The organism is Daejeonella sp. AP26, assembly GCF_056680515.1.
Genome location: NZ_CM155286.1, coordinates 711,605 through 727,515 on the forward strand (window position 1 = coordinate 711,605; position 15,911 = coordinate 727,515).

General features: G+C 42.1%; 16 protein-coding genes. 5 read left to right on the forward strand and 11 right to left on the reverse strand.

Annotated elements, in window-relative coordinates:
* Positions 1-9: 9 nt before the first annotated feature.
* Genes AC1MCB_RS03075 through AC1MCB_RS03085 form a run of 3 tightly spaced genes read left to right on the forward strand, consistent with a single transcriptional unit; the run spans position 10 to position 2,626 of the window.
* Positions 10-1,035 (forward strand): RluA family pseudouridine synthase, encoded by a 1,026-nt coding sequence (locus tag AC1MCB_RS03075; RefSeq protein WP_479967279.1) that lies wholly within the window; start codon positions 10-12, stop codon positions 1,033-1,035.
* Between the two features lie 20 nt (positions 1,036-1,055).
* Positions 1,056-1,895 (forward strand): aminotransferase class IV, encoded by an 840-nt coding sequence (locus AC1MCB_RS03080; RefSeq protein WP_479967280.1) that lies wholly within the window; start codon positions 1,056-1,058, stop codon positions 1,893-1,895.
* A gap of 20 nt (positions 1,896-1,915) precedes the next feature.
* Positions 1,916-2,626 carry a hypothetical protein gene (locus AC1MCB_RS03085; RefSeq protein WP_479967281.1) on the forward strand — a complete coding sequence of 237 codons (711 nt, stop codon included), beginning with the start codon at positions 1,916-1,918 and terminating at the stop codon, positions 2,624-2,626.
* Here the strand turns inward: AC1MCB_RS03085 and fmt are convergent, their stop codons facing one another.
* Together fmt and AC1MCB_RS03095 are read right to left on the reverse strand one after the other, a co-directional pair.
* A complete protein-coding gene (gene fmt / locus AC1MCB_RS03090; RefSeq protein ID WP_479967282.1) occupies positions 2,627-3,541 on the reverse strand; it encodes a methionyl-tRNA formyltransferase in 915 nt (304 codons plus the stop codon). It abuts the gene before it with no gap.
* Positions 3,542-3,730: 189 nt separating this feature from the next.
* Positions 3,731-4,990, reverse strand: coding sequence for an exo-beta-N-acetylmuramidase NamZ family protein (locus tag AC1MCB_RS03095; RefSeq protein ID WP_479967283.1), 1,260 nt, complete (start codon positions 4,988-4,990; stop codon positions 3,731-3,733).
* 71 nt (positions 4,991-5,061) lie between these two features.
* Between AC1MCB_RS03095 and AC1MCB_RS03100 the strand changes: the two genes are divergently transcribed.
* A complete protein-coding gene (locus AC1MCB_RS03100) occupies positions 5,062-6,282 on the forward strand; it encodes an ABC transporter permease (protein ID WP_479967284.1) in 1,221 nt (406 codons plus the stop codon).
* Here AC1MCB_RS03100 and AC1MCB_RS03105 read toward each other — a convergent pair whose 3' ends face one another.
* From AC1MCB_RS03105 to AC1MCB_RS03145, 9 genes are all read right to left on the reverse strand, one after another.
* Positions 6,283-6,726, reverse strand: a complete 444-nt coding sequence (locus AC1MCB_RS03105) for a hypothetical protein (protein ID WP_479967285.1) — start codon at positions 6,724-6,726, stop codon at positions 6,283-6,285.
* Positions 6,727-6,834: 108 nt separating this feature from the next.
* Positions 6,835-7,173 (reverse strand): hypothetical protein, encoded by a 339-nt coding sequence (locus AC1MCB_RS03110; RefSeq protein WP_479967286.1) that lies wholly within the window; start codon positions 7,171-7,173, stop codon positions 6,835-6,837.
* 4 nt (positions 7,174-7,177) lie between these two features.
* A complete protein-coding gene (locus tag AC1MCB_RS03115) occupies positions 7,178-8,497 on the reverse strand; it encodes a porin family protein (protein WP_479967287.1) in 1,320 nt (439 codons plus the stop codon).
* Complete coding sequence (locus AC1MCB_RS03120; RefSeq protein WP_479967288.1) at positions 8,481-9,128, reverse strand: RNA polymerase sigma factor; 648 nt, start codon at positions 9,126-9,128, stop codon at positions 8,481-8,483. Before AC1MCB_RS03120 ends, AC1MCB_RS03115 begins: the two co-directional genes overlap by 17 nt.
* Before the next feature lie 3 nt (positions 9,129-9,131).
* Positions 9,132-9,557 carry a hypothetical protein gene (locus AC1MCB_RS03125; RefSeq protein ID WP_479967289.1) on the reverse strand — a complete coding sequence of 142 codons (426 nt, stop codon included), beginning with the start codon at positions 9,555-9,557 and terminating at the stop codon, positions 9,132-9,134.
* 31 nt (positions 9,558-9,588) lie between these two features.
* The gene (locus AC1MCB_RS03130) at positions 9,589-10,116 is read right to left on the reverse strand and encodes a hypothetical protein (RefSeq protein WP_479967290.1); all 528 of its coding nucleotides are present in this window, start codon (positions 10,114-10,116) and stop codon (positions 9,589-9,591) included.
* Positions 10,117-10,214: 98 nt separating this feature from the next.
* Positions 10,215-11,021, reverse strand: coding sequence for a nucleoside triphosphate pyrophosphohydrolase (gene mazG, locus AC1MCB_RS03135; RefSeq protein ID WP_479967291.1), 807 nt, complete (start codon positions 11,019-11,021; stop codon positions 10,215-10,217).
* Between the two features lie 378 nt (positions 11,022-11,399).
* Positions 11,400-11,591: a hypothetical protein gene (locus AC1MCB_RS03140; protein ID WP_479967292.1), complete on the reverse strand. Its 192-nt coding sequence runs from the start codon at positions 11,589-11,591 to the stop codon at positions 11,400-11,402.
* Positions 11,592-11,701: 110 nt separating this feature from the next.
* Positions 11,702-13,132, reverse strand: a complete 1,431-nt coding sequence (locus tag AC1MCB_RS03145) for an L-serine ammonia-lyase (RefSeq protein ID WP_479967293.1) — start codon at positions 13,130-13,132, stop codon at positions 11,702-11,704.
* Positions 13,133-13,452: 320 nt separating this feature from the next.
* On the opposite strand from AC1MCB_RS03145, the gene ppsA reads away from it, so the two are divergent.
* A complete protein-coding gene (gene ppsA / locus AC1MCB_RS03150) occupies positions 13,453-15,870 on the forward strand; it encodes a phosphoenolpyruvate synthase (RefSeq protein WP_479967294.1) in 2,418 nt (805 codons plus the stop codon).
* Positions 15,871-15,911: the final 41 nt, after the last annotated feature.

Genomic DNA, 15,911 nt, shown 5'->3' on the forward strand with positions numbered 1-15,911 from the left:
ATTTGCGGCATGATTGAAGACGCTGATGTTCTGGAGGTAGGAGAGCAGGACTTGTATGAGCATTTAAGGATTGTAGTCGATAAAGGTCAGTCATTACTTCGACTGGACAAATTCCTCATGATCCGAATTGAGAATGCAACGCGTAATCGAATACAGAATTCTATTGAAGCTGGAAATGTTATTGTAAACGAGAAGCTAGCGAAAGCGAGTTATAAAGTCAAGCCATTTGATGTAATTTCAGTTGTATTGCCGCACCCTCCCCGTGATACCGAAGTGTATCCCGAAGATATTCCCCTTGATTTCGTTTATGAAGATAACGATGTGATCCTGATAAATAAACCCGCTGGCATGGTGGTTCATCCTGGTTTTAATAATTATTCAGGAACACTTGTTAACGCATTGGTGTTCCATTTTAATCAGCTGCCGCAACTTCCTGGTAACGAGGGGAGACCTGGTTTAGTTCATCGCATTGATAAGGATACTTCAGGGCTATTATTGATCAGCAAAAACGAGCGAGCTATTACTTACCTCGCGAAGCAATTTTTCGATCATACCATCAGCCGAAAGTACGTAGCACTAGTGTGGGGAGATATTGCAGAAGATGGTACAGTTGAAGGGTATATAGGCAGGAGCACGAAAGACCGCAAAATTATGGCCGTGTATAATGATCCTGAAAAAGGCAAGTGGTCGGTGACTCACTACAGGGTTTTAGAAAGGTTCAATTACGTAACGCTTATTGAGTGCCAGCTTGAAACCGGTCGTACTCATCAGATCAGGGCACACATGAAACATATTGGACATCCCTTATTCAATGACAGCACTTACGGTGGAGATAGAATTATGAAAGGTACGGTGTTTAGCAAATACAAACAATTTGTTGAAAATTGTTTTGAATTATTGCCGCGACAGGCCTTACATGCTAAATCGCTGGGTTTCATTCATCCGGTAAGCAAAGAGTTTATGAGCTTTGATTCAGAAATTCCAGAAGATATAGCTGCTGTTACAGAAAAATGGCGCAACTACGTTAAAGATTAATTTTAAAGTCTAGGCCACGCGTGAAGTCTCAATATATAAATTTTAATGGCACTACACTGCCTGCAGACCAGGCAGTGATGTCCGTGGCCAACAGGGGGTTTCGCTATGGCGATGGCCTGTTCGAGTCAATGCGCTGGATGAAAGGCGAGTTAAAATTTGCGGAGTTACATGCAGACCGCATTAAGCGGGGAATGAAAATATTAAAGCTTGAAGGCTACTCGCAGATTGACACCTACTTCCTTCGGCAAAATATAGCTGAACTTATTCGTCGGAATAAAACAGGACCTAATGCCCGTGTCAGGTTCAGCGTTTTTCGCGACGCTGAGGGGCTTTATAATCCTTCCAGTAATAAGATCGGTTATGCCATTGAGGTAACAAAAATATCGGAGGCTGACTTTACATCGAATAACCGCGGGTTGATCGTTGATATCTACGACGAGGTTCCTAAGCCAATTAATGTACTTTCAAATCTAAAAACCAGTAATTCCCTGGTTTTCGTGTTAGCAGGCGTATTTAAAAATCAGCACTCTCTTGACGATGTTTTAATCATTAACCAGAATGGTTTTTTATGCGAAGCAATGAGTAGCAATGTTTTTGTTGTTTTCAATAATCAGATTTATACCCCTGCACTAACGGAAGGATGTATAGCCGGTGTGATGCGACATGTAGTGATGAAGCTGGCTAAAGAAAATAACCTGGTTATAACAGAAGCACAGATCAATCCTGCCATTTTAGAACAGGCTGAAGAGGTTTTTCTCACAAATGCTGCTAAGGGGATACAATGGGTTATGGGTTACAATAACAAACGGTATTTTAACGAAACGTCCCGCTTTCTGCTAAACAAGCTGAACAAAATCTAAAAAACAGTCGTTGTTTCTGTATGAGGTCGCGGAACTTATTAATGGGTGTTGATACATTGCCTCCTGACGGTGGGATTGTCTACGCTGAAACCGATATGCACCGCCTGATCCCCGAGCCACTCAATACAATAACGGCTTTTTTCTTTATCGTTATCTCGGTTTACTGGCTTATCCGACTGAAAGGTTTTTCTTTTCATTCACTTTTCTTGTCAGCTGCAAGTTACATTCTCCTTATTGGAAGCATTGGTGGCACCGCTTACCATGGGTTACGGCAATACAAAGTTTTTATACTGATGGATTGGATACCCATAGTAGTATTGTGTCTGATGGCGTCCGTCTATTTCTGGTCTAAAATTTTTATTCGCCAAATCTATGCAGTTATACCGGTGACAGTGTTATTTTTAATCCAGTTTGTTTTAAGACTTTATCTTGAAGATGACGCTAAGCTGGACTGGGCTATTAGCCTTAACTATGGTTCAATGGCTGTGATGATTATAGTCCCGATTTTAATGTATTCCTTTCATTCAGGATTAAAATCATCGGGTTTAGTATACACCGCCATTATTTGCTTTGCAGCTGCCCTGTTTTTTCGAATATCCGACAGCAGCCTTGATTCTGTGGGCACACACTTTCTGTGGCATACACTCGGTGCGATAGCAACGCATTTAATGTTCCTGTATATCTACAAAATTGAAGCGAGACAACAAGCTACCGTGCCTGCGGCATTATAACTATAATCTTATTCCCCGAAGGAATTCATCAATTTTCATTCGTTTCTTTCCCTCCAGCTGAACATCTGTGACGGAAATATAACCGTCAGCACAGGCAAATTTTAAGAAGGTTTTTCCATCACTAGTATATTCGCCGGGCACTATTTCAGCATTATTGAGCTCCTTTTCAGCCCTGAAGATTTTTAAAGTTTTATTTTGAAGTTGTGTAAAAGCGGTAGGATAGGGACTCAGTCCCCGAATCAGGTCATAAACTTTCTTCACTGGCTTAGACCAATCTATTAAACAATCATCTCTAAATACTTTAGGAGCATGCTTCAGTTCCGAAGTGTCGATTCCATCCTGCTCGGTCTCTGGATATTCTCCTGAATCAATAGCCTGAACAGTTTTGACTATCAACTCAGCACCAACTTTCATCAATCGATCATGAACTTGTCCTGCTGTTTCATCAGGGGCAATATTTACCGGCTCTGCAAATAAGATATCACCAGTATCAATCTCATGCTTCAGGAAAAAGGTGGTTACGCCAGTCTGGGTTTCTCCATTTATTATAGCCCAGTTTATCGGTGCTGCACCACGGTATTGAGGCAACAAAGAGCCGTGGAGATTTATAGTTCCCTTTGGTGGCATATTCCAAACTACCTCGGGTAACATCCGAAACGCAACAACTACCTGCAGATCGGCATTTAATGATCTGAGTTGTTCTATAAATGCTTCATCTTTCAGTTTCGCGGGCTGTAATATATGTAGTTCTTTCTCTTTGGCGTACAATTTTACAGCGGACTCCTTTAGAGTCTGTCCACGTCCGGCAGGTTTATCCGGTGCGGTAATTACACCTACTATATCGAACCCTGATCTTACCAGCGCATCGAGTGAAGCAACAGCAAAATCAGGAGTTCCCATAAAAACAATTCTCATGATGCATCAAGGGTTAAGCGCAAATATTAAAGAATCAGAGGTAATGAATAAAGAGCAAATAAATGAGGAACAAGCCTAAGGAAAAAACAAAAAATAAGAGTAAGAGCACAGAAAAAAGACACAATACAGATTTTTGCCTTTTACTCTCTTGACCTTTTATCCTTTATCCTTCCATCCTTCAATACTTACCTATTGGTATAAAAGGTATTTTTTACGCATTATTTTATATTGGGATAATCCGGGCTCCCAGCTTTCGCGAATCTCCTCCTCTGATTTTCCTGCAATAATCTGTTTGCGAAGACTTTCCGTTCCCGCTAATTTGTCAAAATTTCCCATTTGGCTACTTTGCTTGTAATCGAAGAATTTAGCTTTGTCTGGATAGGCAGCGTAAAGTTCCATCAACCAGCTAAGATTGATCTTACCAGCTTTTCTAAACTTATTTGTATTGTATTTCCTCAGATCCAGGCCATAGCAATCCTTACCCTGGTGCAACGGAGTTTCAGCCATACCTTTGATACTTTTAGGCGTAAAAAAGAACTTATACTTCCCTCTTAAATCTGGATTACCCAGTACGGTAAAAGGAAACTGTGTGCCTCGGCCCTGACTGATGATCGTTCCTTCAAACAGGCACAAAGTTGGGTATAAGAGAATGGACTGCTGAGTATTCAGATTTGGAGAAGGGGCCACAGGTAATGTATATGGCATAGCATGCTCGTAGTTGGCAACCTTTATGATCGTTATTTTGCATTTAGCCTTATTTTCCAGCCAGCCTTCGCCATTAAGCATCTGCGCATATTCACCAACCGTAAGACCATGAACAATAGGAATTGGATTAATACCAATTCCCGATTTCAAATGCTGTTCCAGAATTGGACCGTCCACATAAAATCCATTCGGATTAGGCCTGTCCAGTATCAGCACCTCCTTGCCATGTTCAGCGCAGGCTTCCATTACACGTTGCAGAGTATTGATATAGGTGTAAAACCTTACACCGACATCCTGAATATCGAAAACCATTATGTCAATGTCCTTCAAATCTTCTGCTGAAGGTTTGCTATGTTTACCATAAAGTGAGATAGCAGGGATGCCTGTCTTTTCGTCAACGCTGTCGTCAACCTTGGCGCCTGCGCTGGCGTCACCGCGAAAACCGTGCTCGGGTCCGAAAACCTTAACAATATTGACGCCGATCGAATGAAGGCTATCAATACTGGCTTTTTCACCAATAATAGAAGTATTATTTATTACCATTCCGACTCGCTTGCCCTTCAGCAAGGGAAGGTATTTTTCAGTTTGATCTGCCCCTGTAATGATGTCTTTCGAGGATTTTCTGTTTGGTGAGATGGTTACGCTATTTACTGTTGGCTTACTTGCTGTTTGAACTGATTGGCAAGAACCGGAAAGCCCGGACAACAAAGTCAGTGATACTAGTGTAATTAAAGTTCCTTTCATAAATGGGTTGTATATCTGCTCAGAAATAAAAAAAATGCATCTTTGCGAAGGTACAAAAATACATCTTAAGCTTGAATTTACCCTTTTTCATCGCTAAACGCATTACCTTCAGTTCAAAACGCACTTTCTCAAAACTGATCGTACGTATTGCCATATTAGGGATTATGCTCGGTCTTGCCGTGATGATCCTGGCAGTAGCAATTGTAAAAGGATTTAAATCAGAGATCAGGGAGAAGGTGCGCGGCTTTGCCGGCGATATTCAAATCGTAAAATACGACCTAAATACATCGTTTGAAAATTCACCTTTCCGAATAAATCCCATTACGCTAAAAACAATTGTAAGTTACCCTGAGATCGCCTATGCTCAACCTTTCGCCACCAAGCCTGGAATTATTAATACGAATGAAGAAGTTGAAGGTGTAGTTCTTAAGGGGGTAGATAAGAACTATAACTGGAACTACTTTAAAAATATACTGGTTTCAGGCCGAACTATAAATTTTGCGGATACCGTAGAATCACAAAAGGAGATTTTAATTTCTGAGTACACAGCCAGCCGGCTTAATGTCAAAGTTGGCGATGATTTCCTGATGTATTTTGTTCAGCAGCCACTACGCAAAAGAAAGTTTGAGATTGTTGGCATCTACAATCTTGGAGTTGAAGAACTGGATAAGACGTATGTGATCGGTGACATTAACTTAATCAGGCGATTGAATAAGTGGAAGCCAGATGAGGCGGGCGGGTATGAGTTACGCGTTAAAGACTTTTTAAAGCTGGATACCGTCGCTAATAAAGTTTATGAAAATCTGGATATAGAACTTCGGTCGGTAACAGTAAAAGAATATTATCCTACCATCTTTGAATGGCTTTCGCTGCTGGACGTCAATACCCAGGTTATCCTGGTACTGATGCTGGCAGTTGCAGTAATTAATATGATATCAGCATTGCTCATCATGATCCTGGAGCGTACCAACATGATTGGGATCTTAAAGGCACTGGGTTCCAATAACTGGAACATCCGGAAGATCTTCATCTATAATGCAGCGTATTTAATCGGATTGGGATTATTGCTGGGAAATATTCTTGGAATCGGTCTGGGCTACTTCCAGCGCGCAACCCATTTCTTTGAGCTCGACCAGGCATCTTACTTTATAAGCTTTGTTCCCGTGCAATTAGAGTTAATGGACATCCTACTATTAAATGGAGGTACACTTATAATCTGTGTACTGGTTATGCTCATTCCATCTTTGCTTGTTACACAGATTTCGCCCGTCAAAGCGATCAGCTTCAAATAGTTAGTCTTTTTTGATTGTAAATACTGCAGTCTTCTGTTCACCTGCTTTTCCGGGATAGGGATTCACACTACTCAAAATGATAGCGTAAGCCGGGTTTTGGTACTGGATAGCCACTGTGTCAGCCTCACGGTGACGGCCTTCACATTGACCAATACAAAACTTAAGAACTCCATTATTTGCACCTATGCCAGTAACATTCATTTTCACTTTCGCATCACCTGCCCAAATGCATTGAACGTCTGCCGGACAACGGCTATCGTTAATCTCCGTTACTTCAATTACCGTATTGCTACCCTGAATGACTGCCCTCTCATTGATCGCAATCTCAAACTGAGTATCCAATTGAACATTCCTCAGCCCAGAAGCATCATCCTTCTTACAGGTAGAAGCAACAATCAAACAAGCCGGTAATAGAATGGCTAAGGTTCTGTAATATGATTTCATTTGTAAAAACTTTAAATAGATTTTACTAGCTTAATGATCAGTCTTTATTCTTCAGATCCTAAATCTAATCGCAACCTGGAACTGGCAACTTTCAATATCTGATCCTCTTCATCTGCTCTTCCAAATAAGTTCTATATCACCTGTGAAGTTTAAATTTTGATAATCTTGAGCATCCAGATTTAGCTGATTGCCTTCACAGTCATACAATAATGGTTTACTGTCGACATTAGGGTCACAGTTTGAAAGGATAAATACCGTTTGGTTTTTATATGTCGAACGCGAAATACTGTTACAAAAGGGAGAAGAACTTAATCTTTGAATTTCATTTTTAAGCCAGGTTAAACTTTTATCCGGATCATCCCCACCGCATAACTGAGAGTATGACTTATCGCAGGCGCTATTTAAACCGGTCAATAGAAGTAGAGCAAAAATTATAACCGATTTCATAATTCTATTTTTTTGATGAGTTAAATCGAATCTTCAGATTAATTCCGGTGGAACCGAATTTAAGGTCTTCTGTTCCAAGGCCTCCTAATGGATATTTCACGAATGGCTCAATACTGACGGTCTGCGTTTTGCCAAATGGCGTGCTAATTCCAAATGAAAGATTAAGTGTCCTGGCAAAATCAAAGTCATTAAGCTGTTTTTTTATTTCCTGCGCTTTCGCCTGACTGGAGTAATTGCCGGACAAGGTGTTGAAATTCCTGTACTGATACCCATATGTTTCATTGAGGTATGTACCCGAGCTTAACCCTGCTAAAACATAGATCTTATCACTCTCTGGAGCAAACTGGTATTTGATGTTGACCGGAATATCCAGAGCAAGAAGACTTGCACTATACCGGGTAATGGTCGTTAAATCCCTGCTTGCATTTTGACCGGCTGAAGGGGTGACCGAATTGAAAGACGAAGCGGCCGATTCAGGCACATCCTGTCCACTATCATAATTAAGGCTGTTCGAAGCAATGCTTAAACCAGTTGAAAGTTTCAAGTTTCTACTTAGCCTGATATCCGAGGTGAAGCCTGCACCAAAGTTGAGTTGGTTTTCACTTCCTTCCGCGTAGTTGAAGTAACTTCCGGCGTATAAGCTTAAGGCCAATCTCTTATGTTTTGCAGCGATTTTTTCATCTTTCTTTTCATTTTCAACAGGATCAGGATTGAACTCCTTAATGTACGTTGTTCGTTTAACCGGCTCTATCGGTATTTTATCGAAGTTTGGGCGGTTATTTATTACCAAAGTTGCGGCTTTTGACAAAGGTATCTCACTCTCCGATGCAATGCTCATAGCTTTCTTCGAAAACTTCTCTGCCAATGGTCCCAAACCTGACAATTCCACAGGTTCTACGTCCGGATGGGCTACAGGAAGCGATAATGCTATACTTTCTTCGGTATTTGGTTCAAGAATATCCGCAGGGTTTTCTTTCAAATGTGCCTGAGCTCCTGGTTCTGAAAGTCTTTTGCCGGCGGTCATTGCTGAATTAATGGAGTCGGTTGCGCTAAATGGCGTTGTTTTGTCTGCCCGGACTAGTGACTTCGCTTCCTTAACGGGCCTCAAAACCAACTGTGTTTCCTGACTGTTGACAAACCATAAACCAGTAACCAATATCATTATAGCAGCGGCAGAACTTAACCAAAGTATTAAAGGACGACGATTACGTTCCGGATATTTTTTACGCAGTTGTTCCCAGCCAGCATTTGCTCCTGGGTCTTCAAATTCATCAAACACCTGTTTGATCCTGCTTGTCAGCATGTTGTCAACTGGGTTTTTCATTTGTTAAGTCTATTTTTGACGATACCAAATCCTCGCTGCCTACGTTCAATTCTTCTTTTGAGCGATAGCTTTTCGAGGGTTCGTAAATTCCATTTTCCTGTTGCCAGGCGCTTCTTAATTTTTCTTTTGCCCTGCTGAGATTTACCCTTGACGAGCTGGCAGCCATGCCGAGTGCCTGACCGATTTCTTCATGACTGTATCCATCAATTTCATACATATTAAAAACAAGCCGTTGGACTTCCGGTAAGTCGTTTAATAATTTTAAGATATCTGCGGCATCTAAACTATCTATTGCTCCCGGATTGCTTACTAAATGTTCAGCCTGTTCAAGTGTGGTTTGATAAAGCAATTTTAAATCTTTCCGCCTCCTGTCGAGGGCTGTATTTACAATGATTTTGCGGAGCCACGGTTTAAATAATTTATCATTTTCAAACTGTCCGATCGCCTTAAAAACCTTTATAAAGGCATCGTTCACAACCTCAAGCGAGTCGTTTCTATCCGGCAAATACCGCAAACCGACTCCCATAGCATACCCGAAGAAATGCTTATACAGCTTTTCCTGGTATTTTAAGTCGCCATGTTTGCATTTCTGAATTAGCTCTGACTCAGAAACCGCCGGTTTTCCTAACATAGACTAATTTGTACGCTTCAATCGGTATTGGTATAATCCTGCCTGAGTCGAACAACTAGGGCAAGGGTCTGCGTATCTTGTTAAGATCAGACTATCACCTTTAAGATTATACTTGTATTTGCCGTTCAGTATCAAACCCCAATCAAAGTTGGCGATCCAGATATTTTCATCCTTAAAATTCAATATCTCTCCTTCTTGAATCTCAAAATCCCCCGAGCCCCCGGCGGGGATCATATCTGTACCTCCCTGTGATGAGTAGCTCCCTTGTGTGAAGATCACCTTTGCGTCGCCCGTGACTTTTTCGGAAAGCTCGGGAGAGACATAGTGAAACATTCCTGTATAGGTACCGCTTAGCGCGTCAAGGGAAAGCTTATCAGAACATCCTGATGAGGCCAGTATGACGCAGCCCATAAGTAGTTTTCTTAACATTGTATTGATTTTAATTGTTGAGCTCTGAATATTAATGATAGGAGGGTTGAATTATTTCCACTTCTTCCCTCGTTAAACCGCTACTTCTAATCCAGTCAGTCAAAGCTGCACTCTTCACCCCAGCAATTTTACATTTTTTTAAATCCTTACTTACGTTTTCGGCTGTTTCCCTGCCTGCAGATTTTTCAACAAGGTAGCAAATGGCACAAGTTCTTCCGCCTTCAGAAAAAAGGCACACCCCCGGGCTATTGTTTTGCTCAGGAAAGCTTCCAACAACGCGGTAATTATGTAGATGATCAAGTATATTCCTGCGTTTCTGAGCCACTTCTTTGTTGTAAGCAGTGTTATTTTCGCGGACCATTTTCTCTGCATAGGCTAAATGCGTGGAAATCCGAGTATTCCTATCGGTGTCCGGCGAAGGTAAATGACCGAATTTTTTCACATAGCTGATATCGCCTATAATTAGATTTATAGCCGGACTATAATCTGTAGCAGCAGTATGATAAATCCAGACAAAAGTCAGAATTAGTATACTGAAGGAAAATGATAACCTCTTCATTATAGATCTTTTTTAATCCATACGAAGAAGTAAAGTGAAACGCTACCGGAAAATAAAAATTATTAAGATTTAATGAATGAGAATATGAATGGAGCGACTTAAAGCGTTTTTGCCTCGTTCCAGTAGATATCCATTTCTGTGAGGCTCATGTCCTTCAGTTTTTTACCTGCCGCTTTTGCTTTTTCCTCCAGGTACTGAAACCGTTTGATGAATTTTTTATTGGTCTTTTCCAGGGCATCTTCCGGATTGATGTCCATAAACCGGGCATAGTTAATCAAAGAGAACAAAAGATCACCAAATTCTGCTTCCGCTTTCTCCTGATCTAGGGCCGTATCATCGGCAACATTAAATTCATCGCGGAATTCCCGCATTTCCTCTTCAACCTTTTCCCAGACCTGCGATTTTTCTTCCCAGTCGAAGCCAACACCACGTGCCTTTTCTTGAATGCGCGAAGCTTTGACTAAAGCTGGCAAGGACATAGGTACACCTTCTAAAACGGATTTATTGCCTTCCTTTAGCTTGAGTTGCTCCCAGTTACGCTTAACCTCAGCCTCATTCTCGACAACCGTATCGCTGTAAATATGCGGATGACGGTGAATCAATTTTTCACAAACACTATTCAAAACATCCACGATTGTAAAGTCATTCGTTTCGGAAGCAATGCGGGCGTAAAAAACCAGGTGCAGCATAATATCTCCGATCTCCTTTTTAATCTCCTGCATATCGCCGTCCAATATTGAATCGGCCAGTTCATAGGTTTCTTCAATGGTCAAGTGACGCAGAGTCTGCATTGTCTGCTTTTTATCCCATGGGCATTGCTCTCGCAAAGTATCCATCACGGTTAAAAGTCTTTCAAAAGCAGTTGCAGGAGTAAGGGCGTAAGGCGGCGCTATATTGGCTGGCATATATTCATTTTTGACGTAAAAATAAGGATTCTTCCCGAAGGTGACACCAGGTCGGTTCTACCTACAGTCCGCGTTCAAACTCCGTCTGGTTTCTTAGTAGTTTCCTAGTAGTTTGCTAGTAGTTTCCTAGTAGTTTGCTAGTAATATATTACAAAGAAACTACTAGCATTCCTCAGCGAGCTATTAATGAATATTTAACGATTTTCTAACCTGTCTTTTTGAAGGTCCATCGGTGACCAGGTCACAACTCGTGCAAACTGTGGCGATTTTTAACTTTGGTTAAAAAGAGGATTGTCTTTTCAGAGATAACTCGGAATTATAGAGTCACCTAATGCCAACTTGTATTGGGTTTGCGATTGTTATAACATGTTTTGTATCCTACGAAAGATAGGATTTCATAACCTGCGGGTATTCTTCCCGGGTGAAGTAGATGATAGGTTCTTCGGAGGTGTGAGACGCCTCTAAAGTAATTTTCGTACCAAATTCATAAGGCTCTACAGAAATGACACGGTTCTTTTCGAACCTGACCAGTTCATCATCAATAAGGAGGGTAAAAGTACTTGCAGACATTTGGATAGATCTTCAGCTATTAATAGAAACAACACGGTACTAGACTTATTGTTCATCTGAACGCTATTTCTGTCGCTTGCAACTGATTACTGATAGCTGAAAAAGCTAACTTAACATTCCGGAAGACTAACAGGGATATTCACCGCCAAACCTCCATCGGATGTTTCTTTATACTTTACATTCATATCCAGAGCCGTTTCCCACATAGTATTAACCACCGCATCCAGACTAACCTTTGCAAAGTCCGGATTACTTCTGAGAGCAAGTTGAGTAGCCGTGATTGCCTTAATTGCCCCCATGGTATTTCTTTCGATGCATGGAATCTGTACCAAACCGGCGATCGGATCGCAAGTTAAACCAAGATGATGTTCCATAGCTATCTCGGCAGCCATTAAAACCTGACGCGGATCACCACCCAAACACTCGGTTAGAGCTGCTGCTGCCATTGCAGATGAAACCCCAATCTCTGCCTGGCAGCCACCCATCGCGGCAGATATTGTTGCACCTTTTTTAAAAATGCTGCCCACTTCAGCTGCCGTCAGCATAAACTGAATGATCTGATCTTCATCCGCTGCATCGTGGAAAATGAGATAGTAGAATAGAACTGCCGGAATAACGCCTGCAGCTCCGTTAGTGGGTGCAGTTACCACCCGCCCGAAAGCTGCATTCTCTTCATTGACGGCAAGCGCAAAGCAGCTTACCCAGCTTAATATATTCTGGAAATCATTGCCGGTTTTCCGTATGGCAAGAAGCCAATCTTCAGCCGTATGATATTCAACGGATTTCAACAGGCTGGAGTTTATCGCGGCAGCCCTGCGTAACACATTCAATCCCCCCGGAAGGTGACCCGGCGTATGGCATCCCCGGAAAACACATTGTTTCATTACTGAAAAGATCTCGAGCAAGCCCTTCTTTATTTCGGATTCTGTACGCCAGGCAAGTTCATTTTGCATCACTACTTCCGATATTTTACAGTCGGTTTGTTTAGACCAATTTAACAGATCTGCGGCTTTCTCTATTGGATAAGGGAGCATAATCTGGTTCGGAGTACTGTTATCAGCACCTTCCTTCACCACAAAGCCTCCACCTATTGAATACCATGTTTCGGATATCAATTGGCCATTATCAAGGAAAGCCTCGAACGTAAGCGCATTGGGATGAAAAGGAAGACTTTCAAAAAACCGGAATACAATGTTTTCTGCGGGGTTGAATTGAATAAAATACTTGCCGGCCAACGCAATCTGTTGATTATGTTTTATACCCGCCATCTTTGGATCTACCTGATCCGGATCAAAGGTAACCGGATCATCCCCGCTCAGGCCCAGCATAACCGCTATGTCGGTTCCATGACCTACACCAGTCTTAGCTAGCGAGCCATATAACTGAACATTTACCTGGATTACCAACTGAAGAACCTGTTGTTCCGCCAATCCGGTCAGAAAGCGTCGAGCCGCCCGCCATGGACCCAGGGTATGTGAACTGGAAGGGCCTATTCCTATTTTGAAAATATCAAATACCGATATCTGTTCTTTGATCTGCAATTCTATATCTCTAAGTATCTTATCAGTTCAAAGTTAACACTAATAAGCTTTGGATAAGTTAGACGAACTGTAAAGAAGGTGTGATAATCATTCCGACCGGCGCGAGTAAACTTCAACTTCCTGCAAGATACTTATAGGGTTCAACGTTGTTCTAAGTCGGATTTAAACAAGTGATCATCATACACAACTGCCAAACCAAATAGGTCAGATCCTGGCATCGGCACAGTCTATGGCCTAACTGATTATAATCAGGCTCAGATCTAACATCAATCATAAGCAAGCCTATTCGAATTATCGAACTTTCCCGAAATATTCTGGGTATGGACAGGTACATATTAAAATTTGAGGAGATCGGCATTGATAATATTAATCTGGTAGGAGGAAAGAATGCATCGCTTGGTGAGATGTATACACAACTTCGTTCTAAGGGAATTTCGATCCCGAACGGCTTTGCTGTTACGTCATCGGGTTTCAAATATTTCATTGACCATAATAAGCTTGAAGGGCCAGTCTTGGAGTTGCTGGATCGGCTTGATCGTAAAAATTATGTAAATCTCCACCAAATTGGCGACCAGGCACGTCAGCTGATATTGTCCGGCGAAATCCCTGAAGTTCTGAAATACGCTATCCTCGAAGAGTATTCACATTTAAGAGCGAACGGACATTCCAGCGTTGCCGTTCGAAGCAGTGCAACATGTGAAGACCTGCCGGAAGCCAGTTTTGCGGGGCAACATGACTCCTTTCTAAATATTAGCGGCAAAGAGGCGCTTTTATCAGCAGTGAAGAAGTGCTTCGCATCTTTGTATACTGACCGGGCTATCAAATACCGTGAGGATAATCATTTCGATCACCGAAAAATAGCCTTATCAGTGGGAATACAGCATATGGTCAGGTCAGATCTCTCTTGCTCTGGTATCGGGTTTACGTTAGAGCCTGAGTCAGGATTCCGAGACGTAATACATTTGGCAGGTGTATGGGGCCTTGGGGAAAATATCGTCCAGGGCACAGTTACTCCAGATGAATTTCTGTTGTTCAAGCCCAGTCTCAGATCTGGCAACAGAGCAATTATTCAAAAAAACCTGGGTAGCAAAAGCAAACGAATGATTTACTCTCATGGAGAGTCACTGACTAAACTTTCTACCGTAAACCTGGAAACTCCAATTAACCTGCAACAGCAGTATGTTCTCTCAGATCAGGAAATTACGACGCTTGGCAACTGGGCATTGATCATTGAAGATCATTACAAGCGACCCATGGATTTCGAATGGGCTAAGGACGGGGAAACCGATGGACTTTACATCATTCAAGCCCGGCCGGAAACTGTGCATAGTAACCGGAAGGGCGCTGCTCTAATTAAATACGACTTGATTACAAAGGGAAGTGTTCTTTGTCAGGGCGAAGCAATAGGGAGCAAGATCGTGGCGGGTTATGCCCGTCTGCTCTCCTCGCCGGAGGAGGCTTCTTCTTTGCAGATGGGGGATATTCTGGTGACGAGTACAACAAGTCCGGATTGGGACCCGATATTAAAAAAGGTTGGCGGGATAATTACAGACCGCGGCGGACGCACCAGTCATGCTTCAATTGTAGCCCGTGAATTGGGTGTGCCTGCAATTGTTGGCACCGGAAATGGCACTGAGAAAGTAAAGGATGGTGATTTGATCACCGTTAGTTGCGCCGAGGGGAAAACCGGCCATATTTATCAGGGGCACCTCGACTGGAAGGAAACAGAGATTGATCCGGCAAAGATCCGCTTGCCAGATCGTCCGAAAGTTATGATGATCCTGGGAGAGCCGGATAAAGCTTTTGAGCTTGCCGCGTATCCTAATTGCGGTATCGGATTAATGAGGATCGAGTTTATCATTAGTCACTATGTGAGAATACACCCAATGGCTTTAGTCAACTTTGATGAGCTTGAAGATCGTGCTGAAACAGATATCATCGAACAGATGACCCATCATTACAGCGATAAAAAGCAATATTTTATCGATAGGCTTGCTGAAGGGGTGGCAACCATTGCAGCAGCATTCTATCCCAAAGATGTGATCGTCCGGATGAGTGATTTTAAGACCAATGAATACGCAAATCTGATTGGCGGCAAACGATTTGAACCGAAAGAGGAAAACCCGATGATCGGTTTTAGAGGTGCATCGCGGTATTACCACGCGCTTTATAAAGATGGTTTCCAGCTGGAATGCCTTGCGATGAAGCAGGTTCGCGATGACATTGGACTAAAAAACGTTAAGCTGATGATCCCGTTCTGCAGGACACCTGAGGAGGGTAGGAAGGTGGTTGATATCATGAAGCTGTCCGGTTTGCAACAAGGTATTAATGGCCTGGAAATATATGTTATGGCCGAAATACCAAGCAATGTTTTACTGATGGAAGAATTCGCAACAACTTTTGACGGTTTTTCCATAGGATCGAACGATCTTACGCAACTGACTTTAGGAATCGATCGGGATTCTGTTATCCTTCAGGAGATTTTCGATGAAGAGAATGATGCTACAAAAATGCTTATCAGGCAAATGATAGAAAAATGTTTGCTGCATAATAAAAAAATTGGGTTATGTGGTCAGGCCCCAAGCGATTCACCGGAATTCGCCCGTTTCCTGGTGGAATGTGGTATTGACAGTATCTCGTTTAATCCTGATGCCCTGATCAATGGCATTGAAAATATAAACAGGGTGAGTCCGCGCATACAGGTGAACCCTTATGAAACCAACAAAGCTAAAAATTGACCGGCGTTAGCAATCAGAACCAACAAGAACTAAAGGAAAAA